The 23628-nt window shown below is 45.1% G+C and carries 25 protein-coding genes; 1 reads left to right on the top strand and 24 read right to left on the bottom strand.

Annotated features, from left to right (window positions below):
• Positions 1-6 precede the first annotated feature (6 nt).
• The 9 genes from fabG to MHB62_RS08450 all read right to left on the bottom strand — a co-directional run bounded on the left by fabG (position 7) and on the right by MHB62_RS08450 (position 9196).
• Positions 7-747, bottom strand: a complete 741-nt coding sequence (gene fabG / locus MHB62_RS08490) for a 3-oxoacyl-[acyl-carrier-protein] reductase (protein ID WP_003232035.1) — start codon at positions 745-747, stop codon at positions 7-9.
• Positions 740-1693, bottom strand: a complete 954-nt coding sequence (gene fabD / locus MHB62_RS08485; protein WP_032721536.1) for an ACP S-malonyltransferase — start codon at positions 1691-1693, stop codon at positions 740-742. Before fabD ends, fabG begins: the two co-directional genes overlap by 8 nt.
• Positions 1694-1711: 18 nt before the next feature.
• Complete coding sequence (plsX, locus tag MHB62_RS08480; RefSeq protein ID WP_003232041.1) at positions 1712-2713, bottom strand: phosphate acyltransferase PlsX; 1002 nt, start codon at positions 2711-2713, stop codon at positions 1712-1714.
• A gap of 13 nt (positions 2714-2726) precedes the next feature.
• Positions 2727-3293: a transcription factor FapR gene (gene fapR / locus MHB62_RS08475; RefSeq protein WP_003232044.1), complete on the bottom strand. Its 567-nt coding sequence runs from the start codon at positions 3291-3293 to the stop codon at positions 2727-2729.
• A gap of 108 nt (positions 3294-3401) precedes the next feature.
• Entirely contained in the window at positions 3402-5450 is a 2049-nt protein-coding gene (gene recG / locus MHB62_RS08470; RefSeq protein WP_032721534.1) for an ATP-dependent DNA helicase RecG, read from the bottom strand.
• The gene (gene sdaAA, locus MHB62_RS08465) at positions 5428-6330 is read right to left on the bottom strand and encodes an L-serine ammonia-lyase, iron-sulfur-dependent, subunit alpha (protein ID WP_003232049.1); all 903 of its coding nucleotides are present in this window, start codon (positions 6328-6330) and stop codon (positions 5428-5430) included. The genes recG and sdaAA overlap by 23 nt, the downstream gene beginning before the upstream one ends.
• Before the next feature lie 25 nt (positions 6331-6355).
• On the bottom strand, positions 6356-7018 hold the full coding sequence (gene sdaAB / locus MHB62_RS08460) for an L-serine ammonia-lyase, iron-sulfur-dependent subunit beta (RefSeq protein ID WP_019712516.1): 663 nt from the start codon (positions 7016-7018) through the stop codon (positions 6356-6358).
• Positions 7019-7156: 138 nt separating this feature from the next.
• Positions 7157-8818 carry a DAK2 domain-containing protein gene (locus tag MHB62_RS08455; protein WP_003232052.1) on the bottom strand — a complete coding sequence of 554 codons (1662 nt, stop codon included), beginning with the start codon at positions 8816-8818 and terminating at the stop codon, positions 7157-7159.
• Positions 8819-8833: 15 nt separating this feature from the next.
• Entirely contained in the window at positions 8834-9196 is a 363-nt protein-coding gene (locus MHB62_RS08450) for an Asp23/Gls24 family envelope stress response protein (RefSeq protein ID WP_003232054.1), read from the bottom strand.
• Between the two features lie 276 nt (positions 9197-9472).
• On the opposite strand from MHB62_RS08450, the gene rpmB reads away from it, so the two are divergent.
• A complete protein-coding gene (gene rpmB, locus MHB62_RS08445) occupies positions 9473-9661 on the top strand; it encodes a 50S ribosomal protein L28 (RefSeq protein WP_003221548.1) in 189 nt (62 codons plus the stop codon).
• 72 nt (positions 9662-9733) lie between these two features.
• On the opposite strand, the gene spoVM is transcribed toward rpmB, so the two are convergent.
• From spoVM to remA, 15 genes are all read right to left on the bottom strand, one after another.
• Positions 9734-9814 (bottom strand): stage V sporulation protein SpoVM, encoded by an 81-nt coding sequence (gene spoVM, locus MHB62_RS08440; protein ID WP_003221545.1) that lies wholly within the window; start codon positions 9812-9814, stop codon positions 9734-9736.
• 71 nt (positions 9815-9885) lie between these two features.
• Positions 9886-10530 carry a thiamine diphosphokinase gene (locus MHB62_RS08435; protein WP_003245470.1) on the bottom strand — a complete coding sequence of 215 codons (645 nt, stop codon included), beginning with the start codon at positions 10528-10530 and terminating at the stop codon, positions 9886-9888.
• A gap of 72 nt (positions 10531-10602) precedes the next feature.
• Positions 10603-11256, bottom strand: a complete 654-nt coding sequence (rpe, locus tag MHB62_RS08430; RefSeq protein ID WP_003232058.1) for a ribulose-phosphate 3-epimerase — start codon at positions 11254-11256, stop codon at positions 10603-10605.
• A 4-nt stretch (positions 11257-11260) separates the two neighbouring features.
• Positions 11261-12157: a ribosome small subunit-dependent GTPase A gene (rsgA, locus tag MHB62_RS08425; protein WP_003232060.1), complete on the bottom strand. Its 897-nt coding sequence runs from the start codon at positions 12155-12157 to the stop codon at positions 11261-11263.
• Between the two features lie 14 nt (positions 12158-12171).
• The gene (gene prkC / locus MHB62_RS08420) at positions 12172-14118 is read right to left on the bottom strand and encodes a serine/threonine protein kinase PrkC (RefSeq protein ID WP_003232062.1); all 1947 of its coding nucleotides are present in this window, start codon (positions 14116-14118) and stop codon (positions 12172-12174) included.
• Complete coding sequence (gene prpC, locus MHB62_RS08415; protein ID WP_003232064.1) at positions 14112-14876, bottom strand: protein-serine/threonine phosphatase PrpC; 765 nt, start codon at positions 14874-14876, stop codon at positions 14112-14114. The genes prkC and prpC overlap by 7 nt, the downstream gene beginning before the upstream one ends.
• Positions 14877-14882: 6 nt before the next feature.
• Positions 14883-15974, bottom strand: a complete 1092-nt coding sequence (gene rlmN, locus MHB62_RS08410) for a 23S rRNA (adenine(2503)-C(2))-methyltransferase RlmN (RefSeq protein ID WP_003232066.1) — start codon at positions 15972-15974, stop codon at positions 14883-14885.
• A gap of 3 nt (positions 15975-15977) precedes the next feature.
• Entirely contained in the window at positions 15978-17321 is a 1344-nt protein-coding gene (rsmB, locus tag MHB62_RS08405) for a 16S rRNA (cytosine(967)-C(5))-methyltransferase RsmB (protein WP_003232068.1), read from the bottom strand.
• A complete protein-coding gene (gene fmt / locus MHB62_RS08400) occupies positions 17308-18261 on the bottom strand; it encodes a methionyl-tRNA formyltransferase (RefSeq protein WP_003232070.1) in 954 nt (317 codons plus the stop codon). The genes rsmB and fmt overlap by 14 nt, the downstream gene beginning before the upstream one ends.
• A gap of 4 nt (positions 18262-18265) precedes the next feature.
• Positions 18266-18748: a peptide deformylase gene (gene def / locus MHB62_RS08395; RefSeq protein WP_003232077.1), complete on the bottom strand. Its 483-nt coding sequence runs from the start codon at positions 18746-18748 to the stop codon at positions 18266-18268.
• 26 nt (positions 18749-18774) lie between these two features.
• Complete coding sequence (priA, locus tag MHB62_RS08390; RefSeq protein WP_003232079.1) at positions 18775-21192, bottom strand: primosomal protein N'; 2418 nt, start codon at positions 21190-21192, stop codon at positions 18775-18777.
• Positions 21189-22409, bottom strand: a complete 1221-nt coding sequence (gene coaBC / locus MHB62_RS08385) for a bifunctional phosphopantothenoylcysteine decarboxylase/phosphopantothenate--cysteine ligase CoaBC (protein ID WP_032721529.1) — start codon at positions 22407-22409, stop codon at positions 21189-21191. Before coaBC ends, priA begins: the two co-directional genes overlap by 4 nt.
• Before the next feature lie 80 nt (positions 22410-22489).
• Positions 22490-22693 (bottom strand): DNA-directed RNA polymerase subunit omega, encoded by a 204-nt coding sequence (gene rpoZ, locus MHB62_RS08380; protein WP_003221520.1) that lies wholly within the window; start codon positions 22691-22693, stop codon positions 22490-22492.
• Positions 22694-22696: 3 nt separating this feature from the next.
• Positions 22697-23311 carry a guanylate kinase gene (gmk, locus tag MHB62_RS08375; RefSeq protein WP_003232083.1) on the bottom strand — a complete coding sequence of 205 codons (615 nt, stop codon included), beginning with the start codon at positions 23309-23311 and terminating at the stop codon, positions 22697-22699.
• Between the two features lie 7 nt (positions 23312-23318).
• Entirely contained in the window at positions 23319-23588 is a 270-nt protein-coding gene (remA, locus tag MHB62_RS08370) for an extracellular matrix/biofilm regulator RemA (protein WP_003154355.1), read from the bottom strand.
• Positions 23589-23628: the final 40 nt, after the last annotated feature.

The following is a 23628-nucleotide window of genomic DNA, read 5'->3' as shown; positions in this document are numbered from 1 at the left end:
AAAAACTTACATCACCATTCCGCCGTCAATATGAAGCGTTTGGCCTGTCATATAACGAGCTCCCTCTGAAGCTAGGAACGTGACAACACTGCTGACATCGCTAGGTTCACCAAAGCGCGCGAGCGGAATTTGTTTCAGCATTTCGTCTTGAACGTCTTTTGCAAGTTTATCTGTCATATCAGTTGAGATAAATCCTGGCGCTATTGCGTTTACCGTAATATTTCGGCTGGCGAGCTCTTTAGCAGAAGATTTGGTTAAACCGATGACGCCGGCTTTTGCAGCCACGTAGTTGGCTTGTCCAGGGTTTCCGCTGACGCCGACGATAGACGATACGTTAATAATGCGGCCTGAACGCTGTTTCATCATTTGTCTTGTAACAGCTTTTGTGCAGTTGAAAACACCCTTCAGGTTAATGTTAATGACGTCATCCCATTCGTCTTCTTTCATTCTCATGATGAGATTGTCTCTTGTAATTCCCGCATTATTAACCAGAATGTCAATCGTAGAAAAAACAGACAATGTTTCTTTTATCATGTTTTGTACATCTTCGGGATTTGATACATCCGCTTTGACAGCAATTGCTTTTCTGCCCATTGATTTAATTTCATCTACCACTTCATTTGCTTTCGCTTCATTGCCGGAGTAGTTCACGACAACATTTGCGCCGCTTTTTGCCAGGTCAAGGGCGATTGAGCGGCCGATTCCGCGGGATGCGCCAGTGACAATAGCCGTTTTATCATTAAGCATTATCATTCTCCTCCTTAAGCGTTTGAATTGCCAGCTCGATCGTTTCCGGATCTGATACAGCAATTGTTTTTAACCGTCTATTTACTTTTTTCACAAGGCCTGAAAGCACTTTTCCGGGACCGATTTCAATAAAAGTCGTAACACCCTCTGCGATCAGCTTGTTAATGCTTTCCTCAAAACGAACCGGAGAGTAAAGCTGCTCAATAAGTTTTTCTTTGATATCTGCTTTTTCAGTCATCACGTCAGCAGAAACATTTGAGATGACCGGAACGTCAGCGTCTTTTATGTCACAGGCGTCCAATACCTCTTTCAGCTTTTCAGCAGCCGGTTTCATCAGTTCAGAATGGAACGGACCGCTTACTTCAAGCGGAATTGCGCGTTTTGCACCGTTCTCTTTTGCCAGTTCAGATGCAAGCTCAACCCCTTTAGCTGTTCCGGAAATGACGATTTGGCCAGGACAGTTGAGATTCGCAAGCTGTACAAGGTTGCCTTCCTCTGTGACTTTATCGGTTACTCGCTTTAATGCTTCAGCATCCATGCCGAGAATCGCAGCCATTGCTCCTTCGCCAGCCGGCACCGCTTCATTCATAAACTCTCCGCGCTTTCTGACGGTATAAACAGCATCTTTGAAAGACAGAGCGCCAGCCGCAACCAGTGCAGAATATTCACCAAGGCTGTGTCCTGCTGTGAAATCAGGTGTAATGCCAGATTCTTTAAATTTCTCAAGAACAGCGATGCTTGTCGTAAGCAAAGCAGGCTGCGCATTGTATGTAAGTGTTAATTCTTCAGCAGCACCCTCAAAAATAAGCGAGCTGAGTTTTGTTTCTAATGTTTCATCGGCTTCATCAAACAGACGCTTTGCAGCAGGCACCTGCTCATAAAGCTCTTTTCCCATGCCGATAAATTGTGATCCCTGACCCGGGAACAAAAATGCAATCTTACTCATGATGTAAAAACCTCCAGACTACTCATCTGTTTTTTCTTCTTTCACTTCTTCCTGAATGAGCGCAGCCACATTTTGGCTGACCATCTCTCTTGCTTGCCGAATCGCATGGAATACAGCATTTGAATCTGAAGAGCCGTGCGCCTTGATCACAGGCGCTTTTAAGCCAAAAAGACTTGCTCCGCCATAATTCGAATACTCCATTTTCATTTTCATTTCTTTCAATTTTGGTTTCAGCACAGCTGCTGCAAGCTTGGATGTCAAAGTAGACGTCATTACGTCTCTCATCATTTTAAAAATTGACAACGCAGAGCCTTCCAGCGTTTTGAGTGTAACATTCCCGGTAAAGCCGTCTGTTACTACAACATCCGCCACATCATCTAAAAGGTCTCGCGCTTCCACGTTTCCGATAAAATTGATGTTTGCTGTTTCTTTTAAAATTTGAAACGTCTGCTTCGTCAGTTCGTTTCCTTTTTTATCTTCTGTTCCGACATTTAAAAGTCCGACTCTCGGTGAAGTGACACCGCGCACTTGCTGAGAATAAACAGAACCCATGATGGCATATTGAACGAGGTGCTCCGGTTTGGCATCGACATTGGCGCCGACATCAAGGAGAAGAAATCCGTCTCCCGAAACAGTCGGAAGTGTCGGGGCAAGCGCCGGACGGTCAATTCCTTTAATTCTTCCGACAATAAAGAGACCGGCTGTCATTAATGCACCGGTATTTCCTGCGGAAATGCAGGCGTCAGCTCTGTTTTCCGCAACCTCCTGCGCCATAAGAACCATAGATGAGTTCTTTTTTCTTCGCACGGCACGGACCGGTTCATCCGTAGGCTCAATCACTTCATCTGCGTGCAGCACCGTGATGCGATCTGATGTAGTTGTTAAATGTGATTCTATCGTTGTTTTGTCACCGACAAGTGTGATATGGAGATCATCAAATGCCTCTATACCTTTTATAACTCCGTCAATAACAGCTTTGGGAGCGTGGTCTCCTCCCATTGCATCTACAGCTATTCTCATGCATGCTCCACCTTTATGAATGTTTTGAACGATACATGTCAAAGCGTCCAGAAAAAACAATTTCTTCGCCAACGTAGCTGTTCACTTCGACAACCGTTCTTCCTTTTTCTTTTTCGACAGCCGTCACTTTCGCTTTTGCTACGACACGTTCACCCTGCTTTACCTGTCTTGTAAAGCGGATGTCTGCACTTGCAGTCAGCGCCAGCTCGTCATCAATGACTGCAACGGCCAAAGAATTCGCCTGTGCAAATAAATGGTGTCCTCTCGCAATCTGATTCCGGCTGAACACGTGCTCCTGTTTTATTTCTAAAATGGATATCGCCTGATCATCCAGCTCAAGGTCAATAATTTCTCCGATAACTTCATCAAGTGACAGAGACTTCACTTCGTCCTCAAGTGTTTTCTCTGCCACGTTCTTAATTCTTTCTCTCAGTTCAGGTATGGAAAGCTCTAAGCGGTCCAAACGTATCGTCTGGATGCTCACCCCGAATTTACCCGCTAATTCTTCATCTGTAATAAAGGGGGTTGCTTGAATCGTCTGCTGAAGTAATTCCTGGCGTTCTCTCTTATTTCTTCTCATATCTAAACACCATCCGGACAATTAAGACTAGGTACTAATAGTAGTATATAATTTCATAGATTGGAATGCAACGATTGTTTCTGGCTGAACACCAAAAACTTCTGATACTCAGCTTAATTTTTCCCCGTCCATTACTCCGCTCTTCAGCAATTCATCTCTTAACACAGCGTATTCCGGCTCCTTCCAGAACGCGTCAGAAGCCACAAGATTCGCAGCATCCTGCCTTGCCGTTTCAAGCGCTCTGTAATCATGAACCATGTCCGCCACTTTAAATTCCGGCATTCCGCTTTGTTTTTTTCCGAAGAAATCACCGGGACCTCTCAGTTCCAGATCCTTTTCAGACAGCTCGAAACCGTCATTGGTCTCCGACATGATCCTCATCCGTTCTTTCCCTGTTTCTGATTTTGGATCAGCCATCAGAATACAGAAAGATTGATGCTCACCCCGTCCAACACGGCCGCGCAGCTGGTGAAGCTGTGATAGCCCGAAACGGTCGGCGTCATAAATCACCATAATCGTTGCATTCGGAACATTCACGCCAACCTCCACAACAGTAGTTGATACGAGAATTTGACAGTGATTTGCGCTGAATTCTCTCATGACCTGGTCTTTTTCATCGGAATGCAGCTTTCCATGCATAAGGCCGACATTCCATTTTCCCCGAAAAATATCAGAAAGCATATTGTACACGTCAATGGCGTTTTGCACATCAAGCTTGTCTGATTCTTCAATCAGCGGACAGATGATATAAGCCTGCCTGCCTAGCTTTAATTCTTTTTCGACAAATGCCAAAATACGATCAAGCATGTCATGTTTTACCCAATAGGTTTCAATTCGCTTTCGTCCAGCCGGCATCTCATCAATGACAGATACATCCATTTCACCGAACACTGTGATCGCTAATGTTCTTGGGATTGGAGTGGCTGTCATAAAGAGAACATCGGGATCCTGGCCTTTGTTCCGAAGCTTTTTGCGCTGCTCAACTCCAAATCTGTGCTGTTCATCAGTAATAACGAGACTCAGCGCCTTAAACTCCACCTCGTCTTGGATTAAAGCGTGGGTTCCTACAAGAATATCAATCTCACCCGCCGCAAGACGCTCAAGCAGTTCTTTTCGCCGCTTCCCTTTAACAGAGCTTGTCAAAAGAGCAACGCTGACGTCCCATTTTTCAAATAGCGAAACGAGCGAATCAGCATGCTGCTCGGCCAGAATTTCTGTCGGCACCATGAGCGCTCCTTGGTATCCGGATAGGATCGCGGCATACAGTGCAATGGCGGCGACTGCCGTTTTTCCTGATCCAACGTCCCCTTGAAGTAGACGATTCATTCTGTATGGAGAAGACATGTCTGCTGTTATTTCGCGAAGAACGCGTGACTGGGCGTTTGTGAGGGGAAACGGGAGGCTTTTGATAAATCTCATAAGTTCTTCGTTTGAAAAACGTTGCCGTATCCCTTGTGTCTGCTCTCTTTCCGCCTTTCGGAACGCCTGCATTTTCAACTGAAACAACAAAAATTCTTCATAAACAAACCGCCGTCTGGCAAGCTTTAATGCTTCCCTTGTTTCAGGCTGGTGCATTGCTTTTAACGCCTGATAATAGTCAGGCAGTTTATAGCTTTTTCTTAGCTTTTCCGGAAGAGGATCAGGAAGTGAGTCTGCATATTGGGTCAGCGCCTGCTGAATAAAGCGCCTCATCATTTTGACGGTAACATTTTCTTTCACAGAATACACTGGTTCAATGCTTTTGTCTTCTTGATGCGGCCCGTTTTTCAACTCCTGAACAGAGATGGTTTGGCGGTGCTTGTCCCATTTACCTGAAACCGTCACCACAGAGCCGAGCGAAAGCTTCTTCTTCAAATAAGGCCGGTTAAAACATACGGCTGTAATTAAATAGTGGCCGACCAGAAGCCTGAATGTCAGCCTGTTTCGTTTTTTTCCGTAATAGGTAAGAGAAGGCTCTGAATGAACCTTCCCTTCGACTGTGACTCTTTCATCATGCTTTACTTCTTCTAAATCCCTCAGCTCGTAGTCATCATAGCGATAAGGGAAATAATTCAGAAGATCAGAAATGTCATAAATACCGAGTTCGTGTAATGTTTTTTCTGTTTCCGGCCCAATACCCTTAATGTTAGCTATACTAGTTTGCTGATGTTGTTTCACGTGAACCTAGCGCTCCTCCGAAAATTTTTTTCTCTAATTCTCTTCCTGTCGGTGTTGCCGCTAAACCGCCCTGGCCTGTTTCTCTAAGTGCAGTTGGCATCGTTTGGCCTATTTTATACATGGCATCGATAACCTCATCACATGGAATACGGCTTGTAATGCCCGCCAATGCCATATCAGCGGCAATCATCGCATTTGACGCGCCCATCGCATTCCGTTTCACGCAAGGCACCTCAACCAGCCCTGCAACAGGGTCGCACACGAGGCCTAGCATATTTTTTAATGTAATGGCCATGGCTTCCGCGCTTTGTTCGGGTGTTCCTCCTGCCATTTCAACAATGGCCGCAGCCGCCATGCCTGAAGCTGATCCAACCTCTGCCTGACATCCTCCGGCGGCGCCGGAAATGCTTGCGTTATTAGCCACGACAAATCCGAAAGCCCCGGCTGTAAACAAAAAGCGGATCATTTGTTCTCTTGTTGGATTCAGCTTTTCTTTTACAGCAAATAACGTACCGGGCACCACACCGGCAGAACCTGCAGTCGGTGTCGCACAGATGGTTCCCATTGCTGCATTTACTTCATTTGTTGCAACGGCTTTCGATACAGCATCTAAAATCAGCGGGCCAGACAGGCTTTTTCCTGATCGAATATAGGCCTGCAATTTAACGGCATCTCCGCCTGTTAAGCCCGTTTGGCTCGTAACTCCCTCGAGTCCTTTCTGAACCGCCGCTTCCATAACAGACAGGTTATGATCCATCTGCTGAAAAATGTCCTCTTTTGTTTTTTCTGTTACTTCCATCTCTTGAGCTATCATCACATCAGAGATCAATATTTGTTTTTCTTTAGTAATCTCAATTAATTCTTTTACATTACGAAACATAACTGGCTCCTCCTGACCCTTTTCGCTAGTCAGCAATCTTTGTCACTTGAATAATATTCGGCAGTTTCGACAGCTCGTCGAGAATGTGGTCGTCAATATTTTGGTCGACCTCTATTGTCATCAGCGCAAGCTGGCCGATATCTTTCCGGGCTACTTCCATATGTCCTACGTTGATTGAAAATTTCGCCAGAACATTGGCAACACCGGCAATTGTGCCAAACTTGTCATTATGAACAACTAATATGGCCGGATGATTTCCTGACAGCCGGAGCTCAAAACCATTCAATTCTGTGATTTCAATCTTTCCTCCGCCAATCGAAATACCCGTCAGTTCCAGCTCACCCTTTTCATCAGAAATGGTGATTTTTGCTGTGTTCGGATGGACCGGGACTGCGTCTTCTACCCGAAACTCTATATCAATTCCTTTAGCTTCTGCAATTTGTATAGCGGTTTTAATCCGTTCATCGAATGTATCAAAATCAAGCAATCCGCCGATAATCGCGACATCTGTGCCGTGGCCCTTATACGTTTCCGCAAACGAGCCGTAAAAAGATACAATGATGCGCTCAGGCTCTCTGCCAAATAAACTTCTGGCCACTCTCCCGATTCTAGCAGCTCCCGCTGTATGAGAGCTGGACGGACCGATCATAACCGGGCCGATAATATCAAAAATGCTTCTGTATTTCATGCTATTCCTCCTTATGAACCAGAGCTTATTAGCGCTTTGCTTCTAGACTAATTGATCAGATATAAAATGGCAAGCGGGCGCGTTACAGCGCTGCCGCACTTAAAAGCAGACATAAGAATAGAAGGGCAAATTGCCCTTCTATTCTGCAGAAACTATATACGAATACAGAGGCTGTTTCCCATTGTGGATCTCAACCTCAATCTCCTCGTACTTTTCACTGAGAAACGCTTCAAGCTGCTCAGCTTCTTCCTGAGACGCATCCTCACCATATAGAATGGTCACGATTTCATCATCTTCTCCGATCATTTCTGACAGCAGCATTTTCGCGGCTGACAGCTGATTTTCAGAAGTGCCGATAATCGTTCCATTCAGAATGCCCATAAAGTCGCCTTTTTTAATATCTTTACCGTCAATATGAGTATCTCTGACTGAGAACGTCACCTGTCCGCTTTTTACTTGCTGAATGGCGCTTAGCATATTGGCCTCGTTCGCTTCAGCTTCTTGATCCGGGTTAAAAGCCAGCAGGGCTGACATCCCTTGCGGAACCGTTTTAGCAGGAATGACAAAAACCTGTTCATCCACTACGCTGGCCGCTTGGTTAGCAGCCATGATAATGTTGGAGTTGTTAGGAAGGATAAATACCGTATCTGCATTTACAGACTTCACGGCATCAACAATATCCTCAGTGCTTGGGTTCATGGTCTGGCCGCCTTCGATCACAACAGAAGCGCCAATGCTTTTGAATAGGTCTGAAATTCCTTCTCCCATCGCCACAGTCACAATGCCATACGGCTGTTTTGCCGGCGGTATTTCGTTGTCTGCAGGTTTGCTTTCTTGACTGATGATAGAGGTATGCTGTTCTCTCATATTTTCTATTTTTATTTTGATCAATTCACCGTAATGCTGGGCGTAGTTTAACACGTTTCCCGGCTCTTCAGCATGAATATGAACCTTCGCCAGCGATTCATCCGCAATCACAAGCAGAGAATCTCCGAACTGGCTGAGGTCTTGCCTGAACGTACCTTCGTCGAACTCTCTTTTTGTCTGATCAAGCCTAACCATCACTTCGGTACAGAATCCAAATTCAATATCTTCGGTATTCATCATGCTTTGCGCGCTCTTGTGATGCTCCGCGCTGACCATGTCGTCAAGTGACGGAAGAACTGCTTTCTGAGGTACAGTTTCACCTTTTAATGAAGCAAGGAAACCTTCATACACACAAAGCAGGCCTTTGCCCCCGCTATCGACAACTCCTACTTCCTTTAGGACAGGTAGCAATTCAGGGGTGCGGTTTAAAGACGCCTCTGCTTCTTCTGTCACTGCAATCATCAGCGCAGTGATATCGGTTTCTTTTTCTGCTAAGATCATCGCTTTTTTTGCAGCGTCTTTTGCAACTGTTAAAATGGTGCCCTCTACAGGTTTCATGACAGCTTTATACGCCATGTCTACACCTGCTTGCAGCGCAGCGGCAAACTCAAGTGCATTAATTTCTTTTTTCGTTTCAATGCTTTTGCTAAATCCGCGGAACAATTGGGATAGGATAACTCCTGAATTTCCGCGTGCTCCCATGAGCAGCCCTTTAGATAACGCGGAACCCACCTTCCCGATATCATCCGTATCCATTTGTTCAACTTCTCTTGCTCCGGAAGTCATCGACAGGTTCATATTTGTTCCCGTATCACCGTCCGGCACCGGAAACACGTTCAGTGCATCAACTGCACTGGCGTTTTGAGACAGATTCTGCGCTCCCGCAAGAATCATCTCGGCAAAGGTTCTGCCGTTTAATGTTCTGATAGACAATCCTACTCCTCCTAACTACGGGTTCGTCACTCGTACGCCTTGGACATAAATATTGACAGAGTCCACTGCCAGTCCGATGGTTTGATTTACTGTGTACTTTACTTTTGTTTGGACATTATGTGCCACTTCAGAAATTTTCGTGCCGTAGCTGACAATGATATACATGTCGATATGTATCTGTTCTCCTTCTTGGCGAACTTGGACACCCCTGCTGAAATTCTCTTTCCGAAGGATTTCAGTCAGTCCGTCTTTAATCTGGTTTTTAGAGGCCATGCCGACAATGCCGTAACAGTCAACCGCCGCGCCTCCTGCAACCATCGCGATGACTTCATTAGATATATCAATCTGTCCGTACTTCGTTCTTAATTCAATGGACACACTAGTTCCTCCTTCGAATGCATAGAGTTACAGCTATTCTACTATATGGTTTCCATTATGAAAAGACCAGGCAATAATCGCTGGCCGTACCTCTACATATACTATAGCGCTGCTGTTTCCGCAAGATGTCAAGTGAATTTTCTTGAAAGATGATGAAACAATAGTTGCAAACGTTTTTTAGCTGTGGTAAATTATTTAAAGTATCCATATCGAAAGCATCTAAGATTATATGAATGTTAAAAAGTAGATGTTTTGTGCAAGTGAGGAGGGAAACAAATGGCACGTAAATGCGTTATCACAGGTAAAAAAACAACAGCTGGGAATAACCGTTCTCACGCAATGAACGCTTCTAAGCGCACTTGGGGCGCGAATCTTCAAAAGGTTCGTATCCTTGTGAACGGAAAACCTAAAAAAGTATATGTATCTGCTCGAGCTTTGAAATCCGGTAAAGTTGAGCGTGTATAACAAAATGAACGCCTGCCCCGATATGTGGCAGGCGTTTTTATGTGGTGAAAGAGGGCTTTGAACCCCTGGGCATTAATCTTTTCTAAATGAGCCCAGCATCGCCCGGACAATTCCTCCTAAAAACTTCGGCAATTTAATGGTGTAAAATTTCATTTTTGTCCCCTCCTATAACGTCCCGTAACCGCCTTGTTCATTGTTTTCAGCAATTGAATGAAAGCACATGCTTAATCCGTGCTTCTTATCATTATTAATATGCCTTTTGCAAACGAAAAAGTACCTCGTGAATGAATGAGTTCGTTACTAATACATAGTGTTGAACCGAGCGTAATATGACAATTATTTAGAGGATATTTAAAACCGGTCAGGGTCAGCTCATGTATGTCTTCGGAAAACGGTATGAAGGAGATATATCGCTTATTTTCATCCTTCTCAATATCATATTCACCAGGAGGGAACATTTGAATATGATTTTGTTTGTCTATCAGCCTAATTTTTATGTTCGTTTTTACACCTTTATACAGAAGCTGAATGTTTCCTAAAAAATGATCAGCTCTGCCGCCTGTAATGCCGAAAATCTGAATAATATCCGGCTGCTTTTCCAGCGCCCAATCAAGGGCGAGGTCTAAATCTGTTTGATCTTTTTCTGCTTGATACACATGAAGGGCGGGAGCGGCTTTTTCTATTCGCCGGCGTTCTTGCTCCGTTATGCTGTCAAAATCTCCGAAGGCTTCAACAGGAATGATCCCGGCATCTAAGAGAGTGACGGTGCCTTTGTCAACACCGATCCAAAGCGTGTGTTCATCCGTATAGCCGGTTAGATCGGGAATGAGATTTTTCGGGCCTCCCGCAACGATATTAATTGTTTTCATCTCTGATTCCTTTCTCTGCATACAGGAAAAAGAGCTTAGGCTATTGTATGCCCAGCTCTTTTCTAAAGCTGCTTATTTACTTCCTCTGATTTCAGAAATTGCTTTTTTGCGGTCAGACTGGCCATAAACAGCTGAACCGGCAACGAGTAAATTTGCGCCCGCTTCAATGACGAGCGGAGCGGTTTCTTTGTTGACGCCGCCGTCTACTTCAATTAACAGATCTTTTTTTCCTTTTTCATCCGCCATTCGCTTAACCTCTTTTATTTTAGGAAGGACTGAATGAATAAATTTCTGCCCGCCGAAGCCCGGGTTCACCGTCATTAAAAGAACAAGATCAAGATCGTCGAAAACATGTTCGATGACTTGTACAGGGGTATGCGGGTTTAGAACTACTCCGGCCTTCACTCCTTGCTCTTTAATGAGCTGGATGGTACGGTGCAGGTGCGGACATGCCTCAGCATGCACAGACAGGATATCTGCGCCTGCTTTCGCAAAAGCCGGGATATAACGATCCGGCTCTTCTATCATTAAATGGACATCAAGCGGCAGATCCGTTACCGGCCGGACCGCTTCTACAATCAGCGGACCGATTGTGATATTCGGGACAAAATGGCCGTCCATAACATCAATATGAATACAATCGGCTCCGCCTTTTTCTACATCTTTAATCTCATTGCCTAAAGCGGCAAAATCAGCGGAAAGAATAGATGGTGCAACCTTTATCATTATGCTAATACCTCGGCTTTCTGTCTTTAATCTCCGTCATAAATTCAACATAATGGTCATAGCGATACTGCTTTAATTCCCCGTCTTCAACAGCTTGTTTCACCGCACATTTCGGCTCTTTCAGATGTAAACAGCCTCTAAATTTGCATGAAGAGCTTTTTTCTCTGATATCAGGGAAGGTATAGCCCAGCTCTTCTTCCTCAATGTCTGTAAATTCAAGCGAGCTGAATCCCGGTGTATCTGCAACCAAACCTCCGGACGTGTGAATCAGCTCCACGTGGCGGGTTGTGTGTTTCCCGCGGCCCAAATGCTCGGAAATCTCGTTTGTTCTTAATCCGAGCTCCGGACTGATCGCGTTGAGAAGCGAGGATTTCCCAACACCGGACTGACCGGCAAATACCGTTGTTTTATCCTGAAAATGCGGGATGATGTCCGCTAAACTATCTTGGTCCTTAGAGGAGGTAAGGTATACGTCATAACCAATATTCCGATAGTCTTCTGCATAGGCTTGTATCGTATCTTCTGTATCTTGATCTTCAATCAGATCCATTTTAGTAATGCATATAATCGGCTGAATATCATTGGCCTCAACGAGAACCAGGAAGCGGTCGAGCAATGCCGTGCTGAAAGAAGGCTGAACCGCTGAGAAAACAAGGACCGCTTGATCAACGTTGCAAATTGGCGGCCTGATAAGCTCGTTGGTTCTTTCTTTAATTTCCATTAGATATCCTTCTTTGTCATTTTCAGCTTGATACACAACGTAATCACCGACAAGAGGGGTAATTTTGTTTTTTCTGAAAATGCCTCTTCCTCTGCATTGTATTACTTTATCTGAATCCTCTGATTCATCCAGTACATAGTAAAAGCCGCTTAGCGCCTTAATAATTTTGCCCTCAGGCATATTTTCCCTCCTTGTTATTCATCTTTCGGATACTCAATGGTTTTGTAGCTGACAACTTTATTGTTTACCATTACTTGATAGTACCCTTTTTGGCCTGGTTCAATCTTTAGTTCGATCGTTCGTTCAGTCGGCTCTTTTATCTTAAATTCTTCGTAAGTGTCAGAGATGCTGTGATCCGCATCGTCAACCGCGATTTGCACTTGAAGCTCGTCCCCTTCATTTTCTGGTTCGTAGGGGATCTTGACCTTTTCTTTCACTGTTTTCGCAGGTTTTTTCTCTGGTCCGAGAGAGAATGTCACTTCAACTTCGTTTCCCGGCTTTACTGCCGTACCTGCTGCTGGTTTTTGTTTGACAACCTGTCCTTCTGGAACATCATCTGAGTATGCTTCTTTTTCTACAAGCTTCAATCCGTTGTCTTCCAGATATCCAGACGCTGCTTCTTTACTGTAGGTTTTCAAGTCTCTAAGCGTAATGTCTTCGGGTCCGATACTGACTGTAAGTTTGACTTGATCTTCACTCGGGACCAGCTCAGTCCCTGCTGAAGGATTTTGGTCAATGACAGTGCCCGCATTTTTCTCGTCATTCACTTCATTTACTGTTACATGATTAAACCCTTGGTCCTTCAACGCTTTTTTTGCTTGGTCGACCGTTTGGCCTGTCACATCACCGATCTCCGTTTTTGCTTTTCCGGTGCTCTTATAAAGGGTGACCGTGGCGCCTTCTTTGACTGTGGTATCCGCTTTAGGATCCGTTTTTACCATCAGGCCCTCTTCAATTTTTTCATCTGAGATTTCCAACACCTCGGAATCAACCTGTAAACCTTCTTTTTCCAAGAGCCCTGCGGCTTTTTCGTATTCCATTCCGGAGACATCAGGTATTTTGACATCCTTAGGCATGAAAAGCGACGGAAAAACAGTGACAGCAAGAATTCCAGCTGTGATAAAAACGAGGCATATCGTGAGCAAAACCCACGGCCACTTTTTTCTTTTGCCGTTCTTCTTTGTTTTGTTTTCTTGTGCGGTTGTCACTTCAGCTTCTTTTTCGCCAGCAGCTTTAGCAAGTTCTTCATCTTTAATGATAGGTATCGCTTTTGTCATTTCTTCATCTTCTTGAATCGTAAATCTCTTTTCATTGAGTCTGTCGGCATCAAAAGCTGTTTTTATGTCTGCTTCCATGTCTTCAGCCGTTTCGTAGCGATGAAAAGGATCTTTGGCAGTTGCCTTGAGTATGATGTTTTCAACGCTTTGGGGGACCGATGGATTCCACCTTTTTGCCGAAGGAGTTTCCGCTTGAAGATGCTTCAAGGCGATGCTGACTGCTGACTCTCCATCAAACGGAATACGGCCGGTTAAAAGCTCAAATAGAACGATTCCAAGCGCATAAATATCCGATTTTTTTGTGGCTAAGCCGCCCCGGGCCTGTTCAGGTGATAAGTAATGGACCGAGCCCAGAACTGAATTGGTATGGGTGATTGTGGTCGAACTTAGTGCCGTCGCAATTCCAAAATCCGTTACTTTGATATTTCCCATATGATCAATCAAAATGTTATGCGGCTTGATGTCTCTGTGAACAATCTGGTTTTGATGGGCATGAGCGATGGCTGAGACAATTTGCTCCATGATGTTCAGCGCTTCTTTAGGGTGAAGCGGCCCATTTGCTGTTATGTATTCTTTAAGCGTCATGCCTTCAACGTATTCCATGACAATATAATAAATATCATCTTCCTCGCCCAAATCATAAATGCTGACAATATTCGGGTGATCGAGGCTTGATGCGGATTGGGCTTCTCTGCGGAAACGTCTGATAAATTCATTGTCATTTGCATAGTCAAACCGCAGGATTTTAATTGCGACTTCACGGTCTAGAATGATATCCTCAGCTAAATACACGTTGGCCATTCCCCCGCCGCCTATGACGCGGAGAATTTGGTAACGCCCGCTGATCCGCTTGCCGATTAGCACTGATCTTCACCCTCTTCAACTTGTAAAGCAAGCTCAAGCAAAACTGCTGTAATGTTGTCTTCTCCGCCATTCTGATTGGCTTTGTCCACAAGCAGGTTTACTTTTTCCTGAGGAGCTGAATCGCTTTGCAGGATGTCTTTTAACTCAGTGCCTTCCACTTTATTTGTCAGTCCGTCAGAACATAGAAGCAGTTTGTCTCCGGGTTCTATATCAAAGGAACGGGTGTCAATACTGACTAACTGGTCTGTTCCAAGCGCCTTCGTCAACACATTTTTTCGCGGATGATGTTCAGCGTCTTCTCTGGAAATCTCTCCAGTGCGAACCAGTTCATTTACAAGCGAATGGTCTTCTGTCACTTGAACGAAATCATCGTCCTGAAGCAAATAGCATCTGCTGTCTCCGATATGGGCAACAGAAACCGTTTTCCCCGTAAAAAGTGCACATACAATCGTCGTCCCCATGCCTTGGCATTCTTCGTGGGCTTGAGCGTGATCGTATATTTTGCTGTTTACCGATAGAATCTGTTCAATGAGCCATTTTTCACATTCCGAGGGCGCAGTTGGAATCGTCTCTGCTTCATTCCATTTCTCCCCCATGGCTTTCACAGCCATCTTGCTCGCAACATCTCCAGCAAGATGGCCGCCCATGCCATCAGCGACAACCGCTAATATAAATTCATCTTTCCCCTTGAATATCCCCGCATCATCTTCATTATGCTGGCGGATTTTTCCTGTATCTGTTTTTAAGGCTGTTAACAACCCTCATCACCTCGTCTCGTCTTGACGCTCCTTCGCGCGAAGCTGACCGCAGGCTGCGTCAATGTCATGTCCTTGCTCTCTTCGGATTGTGACATTTACTCCGCGGGATTTCAGCGTTTTTTCAAAAGCAAAAATCTGATCACGCGGTGTGCGCACATAGTCCCGTTCAGGCACGTAGTTTACCGGAATCAAGTTCACGTGGCATTTGACTCCTTCCAGCAAGTCGGCAAGCTCTTCGGCGTGTTCCACCTGGTCGTTTACGCCTCCGAACAGCCCGTATTCAAAGCTGATACGGCGTCCTGTTTTATTAATATAATATTTAACGGCTTCCATTAGATCAGGCAGTTTATATGCTCTGTTAATCGGCATCAAACGGCTTCTGATTTCTGTGTTCGGCGCGTGCAGAGAAATTGCAAAGTTAATCTGCATTTGCTGATCAGCAAATTCGTAAATTTTCGGGATGATTCCACTCGTAGAGACCGTAATATGGCGAGCACCGATATTCAGGCCCTTGTCATGGTTAATGATTTTCAAGAAAGCGAGCATTTCGTTAAAGTTATCAAAAGGTTCGCCGATTCCCATGATCACGACAGAGCTGACGCGTTCATCCGTTTCATCAAGAGCTTTTTGCACTTTGACTACTTGAGCGACAATTTCCCCTGCTTCAAGGTTTCGTTTTAAGCCTCCAAGCGTTGACGCGCAGAATGTGCAGCCAATACGGCAGCCGACTTGTGTCGTTACACATACAGAATTGCCATACTCGTGTCTCATTAAAACGGTTTCGATGGTATAACCGTCATGAAGCTCAAACAAAAACTTCATCGTACCGTCTTGAGAGGTTTGTTTAACAGCCGTTTTCAGCGTTGTTAACACAAAGCGAGTGTTTAATTTCTCACGCAGATCCTTTGAGAGGTTTGTCATATCTTCAAAAGAAGATACGCGTTTTTCATATAGCCATTCAAAGATCTGGGCTGCACGGAACGGTTTCTCTCCATTGTCTGTCAGCCATTGTTTGATTTCATCTAATTCAAAAGAATAAATAGACGGACGCTCTGTCCGCAATTCTTTTCTTACTTTTGTTTTATTAAGTTCTGCCATTGCTTATCCCTTCTTTCTCATGCTGCAAATAAAGAAACCATCTGTTCCGAAATAATGAGGAAGGATTTGAAGCCTTCCATCCCGAACAAAGGGTCTCACCTTTTCAGGCAGCCGCTTTTCAAGAGACAAATCGGGTTCAAAATCAGGATGTTCTTGTATAAACGCATGTATTACTTCATCATTTTCTGTCCGGTCCATTGTACACGTACTGTAGACAAGAGTGCCACCTTTTTTTACTAATGGTGCGATTTCCCTCAAGATCGACAGCTGGATTTCAGCTAGACGGGCGCTGTCGTCAGGTTTTTTCGTGTATTTCATGTCCGGCTTTCTTCTGATAACACCGAAACCTGAGCACGGGGCATCGACCAATATTCGGTCAAACTGTTCGTTTTCAAACGTTTCCCCCGCTTTTCTAGCATCCATTGTTTCCGCATGAATGATTGTCAGGCCAAGCCGATCTGCCGCTTCTTTGATCAGCTTCACTTTATGTTTGTGAAGATCAAGCGACGTAACGCTCCCCTTGTTCTTCATTAATTCTGCGATATGAGCCGACTTTCCGCCAGGCGCCGCACACGCGTCAAGCACTGTTTCATCTGACTTAGGATCAAGGGCGCGGGCGACGAGCATGGAGCTCTCATCCTGGATAGAAACTTCGCCGTTTTGGAAGAAATGAGTTCCGGCAATTGTTCCCTTTAAGAGCTTCACAGCATCTTCAGCGAGGTCGCCTTTTTCAACTTCGATTCCCTCAGCAGCCATTTGGTCAAGCAGCTCAGCTCTGTCTGCTTTCATTTGATTGACACGCAGCGTCTGTTTCGGCGGAATGAGATGGATGCGGCAAATCTTTTCCGCAGCTTCAAATCCATACGCATCCGCCCACTCTTTCACAAGCCATTCCGGATGGCTTGTTTCTGTCGCCAGCCGGCGGACAGGATCTTCGATCGCGTCAAAGGATGGAACACCTTCGCGCTGAATAGAACGGAGCACGCCGTTGACAAATGAAGCAATGCCTTTGTGTCCGCGGATTTTAGCAATCTCAACCGCTTCATGAATGGCTGCCCTGTCTGGAATCTTCTCCAAATACTCCATTTGATATAAGGATAGGCGAAGAAGCTGAATCACCCACGGCTTTACCTTTTGAGGCTTATTGATAAACGGTTTAAGCATATAATCAAGCGCGATCTTATTTTGTAATGTACCATAGACAAGTTCAGTCAAAAGCCCTCTGTTCTGATCACTCAGTTCATTTGATTTAATGACCGATTTCAGCAGCAGGTTGCTGTATGCCTGGTTTTGTTCTAATTTGATCAGCGCCTCAAGGGCGATGTCACGAACACTAGTTTTTTTCATTGTTTACTCCTAACACATCACCGGCTTCAACATGAGCGCCTCGCACAAAGTCTTCGCCTTTCATTCGTTTTTTGCCTGCCGGCTGGAGTTCGGTTAATAACAGAGCCGTCTCGTTACCTGTGGCAACGATAATTCCTTCCTTTTCAACTGCAACGACTGTGCCGGGCTCAGCTGTTGTTGGTGCCGCTATTTTTTTCGACGCCCATATTTTCAAGTTTTGTCCGTTTAGAGTCGTATAAGCAACAGGCCATGGATTTAAGCCGCGGATCTGGTTGTAAAGCTCTTCGCCCGTTCTGGACCAGTCGAGCAGCTCTTGCTCTCTTTTAATGTTAGGCGCGTACGTCGCTTTCTCTTCATCCTGCTTTTCAGGTGATATGCTGCCGGCAATAACGTTTGGAACCGTTTCAGACAATAGCTTCGCGCCAGCAACGCTTAATTTATCGTGCAGTGTTCCGACATTGTCGGTTTCTTCAATGTCCACTTCCACTTTTGAGATCATATCGCCCGCATCCAATTTTTCTACCATATACATAATGGTAATCCCGGTTTTCTTCTTTCCCTGCAGAATGGAATAATGGATCGGAGCACCGCCGCGCAGTTCCGGCAAAAGGGATGCGTGAACGTTAATGCAGCCGTATTTTGGACTGTCGAGAAGCTCTTTAGGCAAAATTTGTCCGAATGCCGCCGTTACAATCAGGTCAGGCTTTAATGCCAGCACTTTTTCAATTTCTTCTGTCAATCTGACTTTTTCCGGCTGAAGAACCGGGATGCCGTGGCGCAATGCCTCTTCCTTTACCGGAGGAGGTGTCAGTACTTTTTTTCTGCCCTTCGGACGGTCCGGCTGTGTGACGACCCCCACTACTTCATATCCGTCCTCTATCAGGGTTCTTAAAACAGGAACTGAAAAATCCGGCGTTCCCATAAATACGATTCTCGTCATCAAATCATCCTTCCATATCCGCTAGTTCATCTTCTGTATAGTATTTACTTATTTTAGATGTAAACAGCACACCGTCTAAGTGGTCCATTTCATGCTGCACGGCTCTTGCTAAAAAGCCTCGCGCTTCCAGAATGAACGGTTTTCCCTGACGGTTAAACGCACGCACTTTGACATAATCGGCACGTGTGACATCACCATAGACGTTAGGAAAGCTCAAGCATCCTTCAATTCCGGTTTGCTCGCCGCTTTTTTCTAAAATTTCAGGATTAACGAGATCAATTCTCCCTCTGTCATCCCCGATTTCTACGACGGCCGCTCTTTTTAAAATGCCGATTTGCGGCGCTGCCAGTCCGACACCATCCATTTCAAGCATGGTGTCGTACATATCATCAAGCAGTTTTTTTAGCTTTTTATCAAAAACAGTCACGGTTTCCGCAGGTGTTTCCAAAACCTCCGCAGGATGTGTGACGACCTTTTTTACTGCCAATTTGTTACCCTCCAAGACGTGAGATCTTACATCATCATATAAGGATTCATATCAATTGAAATCATTACATGTTTTTGTTCAATTTCGCGTTTATAATGTTCCAGTATCTTCTTCAATAAAGCGGATAACTGGGTTTCCTGTTTGTATTTTATCACGCATTGATAGCGATATCTATCTTTGATCCTGGCTATCGGCGACGCGCTTGGTCCGAGAATTTTCGTGTCAGCTCCGCAGTTTGCTTTCAAAAAATGAGCGATTTTTTCAGCTGTAACCGCTGCTTTCGCCACTTCCTCATGAGAAACAGTCACAAGAGCCAAATAGTAGTATGGCGGATAGGATTGCTCTCTCCTGTGCGCCATTTCATGCTGATAGAACGTTTCATAATCGTGTGTTTTCGTCAGCTGGATACTGTAATGAGACGGTGTATACGTTTGAATGATGACATGGCCGGGCTTTTCATGCCTGCCTGCCCGGCCGCTGACTTGCGTTAACAGCTGAAATGTTTTTTCAGCCGATCTGAAATCAGGAATATGAAGTGTTGTATCAGCACTTAACACTCCGACAAGCGTGACATTCGGAAAATCAAGCCCTTTCGCGATCATTTGCGTTCCGAGAAGAATATCCGCTTTTCCTTCTCCGAAAGCTGACAGTAATTTTTCATGGGCGCCTTTCCGTGATGTCGTGTCAACATCCATCCGAATCACTCTCGCACTTGGCAGCACTTTTGTCAGCTCTTCCTCCACTCGCTGTGTTCCCGTTCCGAAAAAGCGGATATGCTCGCTTGCGCATTCAGGACAAGTGTGCGGAACAGGCTCTTCATGTCCGCAATAATGGCATTTCAGCCTTTGGCCGTAACGATGATACGTCATGGAAATGTCGCAGTGCGGGCATTGCGGGACATAGCCGCAATCCCTGCACATCACAAAGGAAGAGTAGCCCCTCTTATTTAAAAACAGCACCGCCTGCTCACCCTTGGCAATCGTTTCTTCAAGCTTTTCCATCAATTCAACTGAAAACATCGAGCGATTGCCGTTTCTAAGCTCCTCTCTCATATCGACAAGCGAAACCTCGGGCATCACCCGATGGTTAACACGGTGCTTCAGTGAAAGAAGCTCGTATACGCCCTTTTGCGCTCTAGCATATGATTCTAATGTCGGCGTAGCACTCCCTAATACAACCGGGCAGCTGTGATGCTCAGCCCGCTTGATTGCCACCTCTTTCGCATGATAGCGCGGCATTTCTTCCTGTTTATAGGAAGACTCGTGCTCTTCATCGATGATTATCATTCCGAGATTTTCAAACGGAGCAAAAATGGCGGATCTGGCACCGACGACAAGCCGTACTTCCTTCCGGTGGATTTTACGCCACTCGTCATATTTTTCTCCTGTGGATAAACCGCTGTGCATGACTGCCACCTGGGAGCCGAAGCGGCCCTTGAAGCGGTTGACCATTTGCGGCGTCAGCGATATTTCCGGTACGAGGACGATGGCTTCTTTTCCTTTCGCCAGTACTTTTTCAATTGATTGCAGATAAATTTCGGTTTTTCCGCTTCCTGTCACGCCGTGAAGGAGGAACACTTTATGCTCATCGCTGTCCAATGTCTCGCGTATGGGCTCGAAGGCAGCCCTCTGTTCGTCTGTCAGCGGCAGGGGCTCTGTTTTTTTGAACATTTTGTCCTGATAGGGATCTCTGTAAACCTCTTCATAGCTTTCCTTCAAAAGCCCTTTTTGGATAAGGGTTTTGATGGTTGCAGAGCTCGTGTCCGTTTTTTTGCACAATTCCGCCGCAGGAATTTTCACACCTTCCGGCTCAGAGATGAGAAAGTGAAGAATCGCCTGCTGTTTTGCTGCTTGGCGGGACAATCCCTCAGCCTGCTTAGCAAGCTCTTCTTTACTCGCATTTGCCTGAATATGCCTGACCATTTTTTTATTGGTTTTTTGCGCGACTTTATACGTCACGTCAATGTCCCCTTTTTGAACATGCCTTTGAATCAGTTTCAGCGTCTCATGATCGGGTATATCTGAATACAGCAGCGTCTTTGTTTCAGAAAACAGCCGTTCCACTTGCGGCGGAAGATCGGCTCCGTGTGCAATTTTTAATTCTTTTTCATATTTCGCCTTTAAGGCGGCAGGCAGCATTGCTTGAAGCGCCGTTATTTTAAAAGACAGCGTTTTGTCTGACAGCCATGATGACAGAATCATAAGCTCCTCTGTCAGAACAGGTGTAAGATCTAATAAATCCTCTACTTCCTTGACAGATTTTCCCGATAGGTCAGATGCTTCTTTGACTGCTGTCACAAACCCTTGAATCTTACGGGGGCCAAACGGAACAATGACCCGCATCCCCGTTTTGATCATGCCCTTCAGATGGTCTGGGATTTTATAATCAAAAGGCCTGTCTATATTTTTGGTGCTGACATCAACGATGACTTCTGCAAAATTCATGAGCGCTCTCCGGTTTGTTTTGAGAGGGCTGCGATCTCCTGAAGGATTTCAAAAGAAACATCGAGCTTAGACATAATCGGGAGTTCGCGTTTATGCCCGTCTTTGAAAAAGATTGTCACGATATTCGTATCAGCACCAAAACCGGCCCCATTTGCTTTCACATCATTTGCCACAATCAAATCAAGGTTTTTAGTGGCGAGCTTTTTACGTGCATAGTGTTCAATGTCTTGTGTTTCGGCGGCAAATCCGACCAAAATCTGCTCTTTCTTTTTCTCGCCCAATTCTTTCAAAATATCGACTGTTCTTTTCAGTTCTAAGGTCATGCCGCCGTCTTGTTTTTTCATTTTATGGTCAAATACTGTTTTCGGCGTAAAATCGGCTACCGCAGCTGTTTTAATGACTATATCGCTTGCGTCATACACAGAGAGCACAGCTTCGCGCATATCCGCAGCCGATTGAACAGGGATAAACTCAGCAAGGCCTTTAGGCTGATCAAGTGAAACAGGCCCAGAAATTAAGGTTACCCGTGCGCCGAGCTGAACAGCAGCCTCCGCCAGTGCGTAGCCCATTTTGCCCGTCGATTTATTGGTAAAAAACCGGACAGGATCAATCGCTTCCCGCGTTGGGCCGGCTGTAATGACCACATGCTTGCCTTCTAAAGGAGCGGATGTTTCTTCAGCAAAATGTTTTTCGGCCAGCTTTACGATGTTTTCCGGCTCTTCCAATCTGCCTTTTCCTACGTAACCGCATGCTAAATAGCCCTCACTTGGCTCAATAAAACGATAACCGTCCTGATAAAGAACAGAAATGTTTCGTTTGACTGCCGGGTGGTCATACATATGAACGTTCATTGCCGGCGCGATCCAAACGGGAGCCGTTGCTGCCAACAATGTTGTCGTCAGCATATCATCAGCGATGCCGTTTGCCAGTTTTCCAATCACATTAGCCGTAGCCGGCGCTACGATAATCAAGTCGGCCCAGTCTGCGGCATCAATATGAGAAATGACGCTTGGATTTTGTTCTTTAAATGTATCTGTATAGACTTCGTGGCGGCTCAATGCCTGAAATGTCAGCGGTGAAACGAATCGGCAAGCGGATTCAGTCATAATCACTTTGACATTTGCTCCTGCCTGAACCAGCTTGCTCGTTAACGCACAGGCTTTATAAACAGCGATGCCTCCACTCACGCAAAGTAACACATTTCGATTGTTAAGCAATGAATTCTCCCCCTCTGCACTTTACAAAACCGCACGGAAAAAAATAACAACCTACATGATATAGGTTGCTACTTGTGCTACTATTCGCGGTCTTCCTTTTCAAACGAAAGCAGGCCTGCATCAATTTCTTCTAAAGCTTTGCCTACATATTTGTGTGAAATCGTATGTTCAATCATTTGGTCTTTTTTGATTTGCATTTCACGGGCACGTCTCGCAGAAACAGTCACCAGCGTATATTTTGAATCTAATTTATTCATTAAAGAATCAATTGACGGATCTAACATTGATTATTCAACCTCCAGCATTTTCTTATATCTTGGTGCAACGCGTTCACGCTTCAAATGTTCAGCAAGAACGATTGCTTTGATTTTATCGCAAGCCGTTTCGACATTATCGTTTTCAACGACATAGTCATAAGCATCCATCATTTCGATCTCAGCTTTTGCGGCTTTCATTCGATTTTCAATCAGAGCGTCTGTTTCTGTTCCTCGTGTCACGATTCTGTTTTTCAGTTCAGAAAGGCTTGGAGGCGCAAGGAAAATAAACAGGCCTTCCGGGAAAGCATTTCTCACTTGAAGAGCCCCTTGAACTTCAATTTCTAAAAAGACGTCTTTTCCATCTTGAAGCGTCTGTTCAACATAATCGACTGGCGTGCCGTAATAATTGCCGACATACTCTGCCCATTCAAGCAGCTTGTTGTCCGCAATCATTTGCTCGAATTCGTCTCTTGTTTTGAAAAAATAATCGACTCCGTTCACTTCGCCCTCTCTTGGACTTCTTGTGGTTACTGAAATCGAATATTCAAATTTTGTGTCTTCCTGCGAAAAGATCGCTTGTCGAACCGTTCCTTTACCAACTCCTGAGGGACCTGAGAGAACGATTAATAACCCTCTTTCTTTCATGCGGCAATTACCCCTGCCCTTCATCCATAATTTCTTCTTTAACAGAAAGTCTGTGTGCAACTGTCTCAGGCTGGACGGCAGATAAGATAATGTGATCACTATCCATGACGACAACTGCACGGGTTCTTCGTCCGTATGTAGCGTCAATTAGCATTCCGCGGTCTCTTGCATCCTGAATCATCCGTTTGATTGGCGCAGACTCCGGGCTGACAATCGAAATCATCCGATTGGCGGAGATGATATTGCCAAATCCGATATTAATCAGTTTAATCGTCATCTTCTACGTTCCCCCTGTAAAATAGACGTCTCTAGTTTAG

Origin of the sequence: Bacillus sp. FSL K6-0255 (genome assembly GCF_045040725.1) — a bacterium.
Classification (GTDB): domain Bacteria; phylum Bacillota; class Bacilli; order Bacillales; family Bacillaceae; genus Bacillus; species Bacillus subtilis.
Note: the sequence above shows the minus strand (reverse complement) of the source record. Positions and strands in the feature narration are given on the sequence as shown.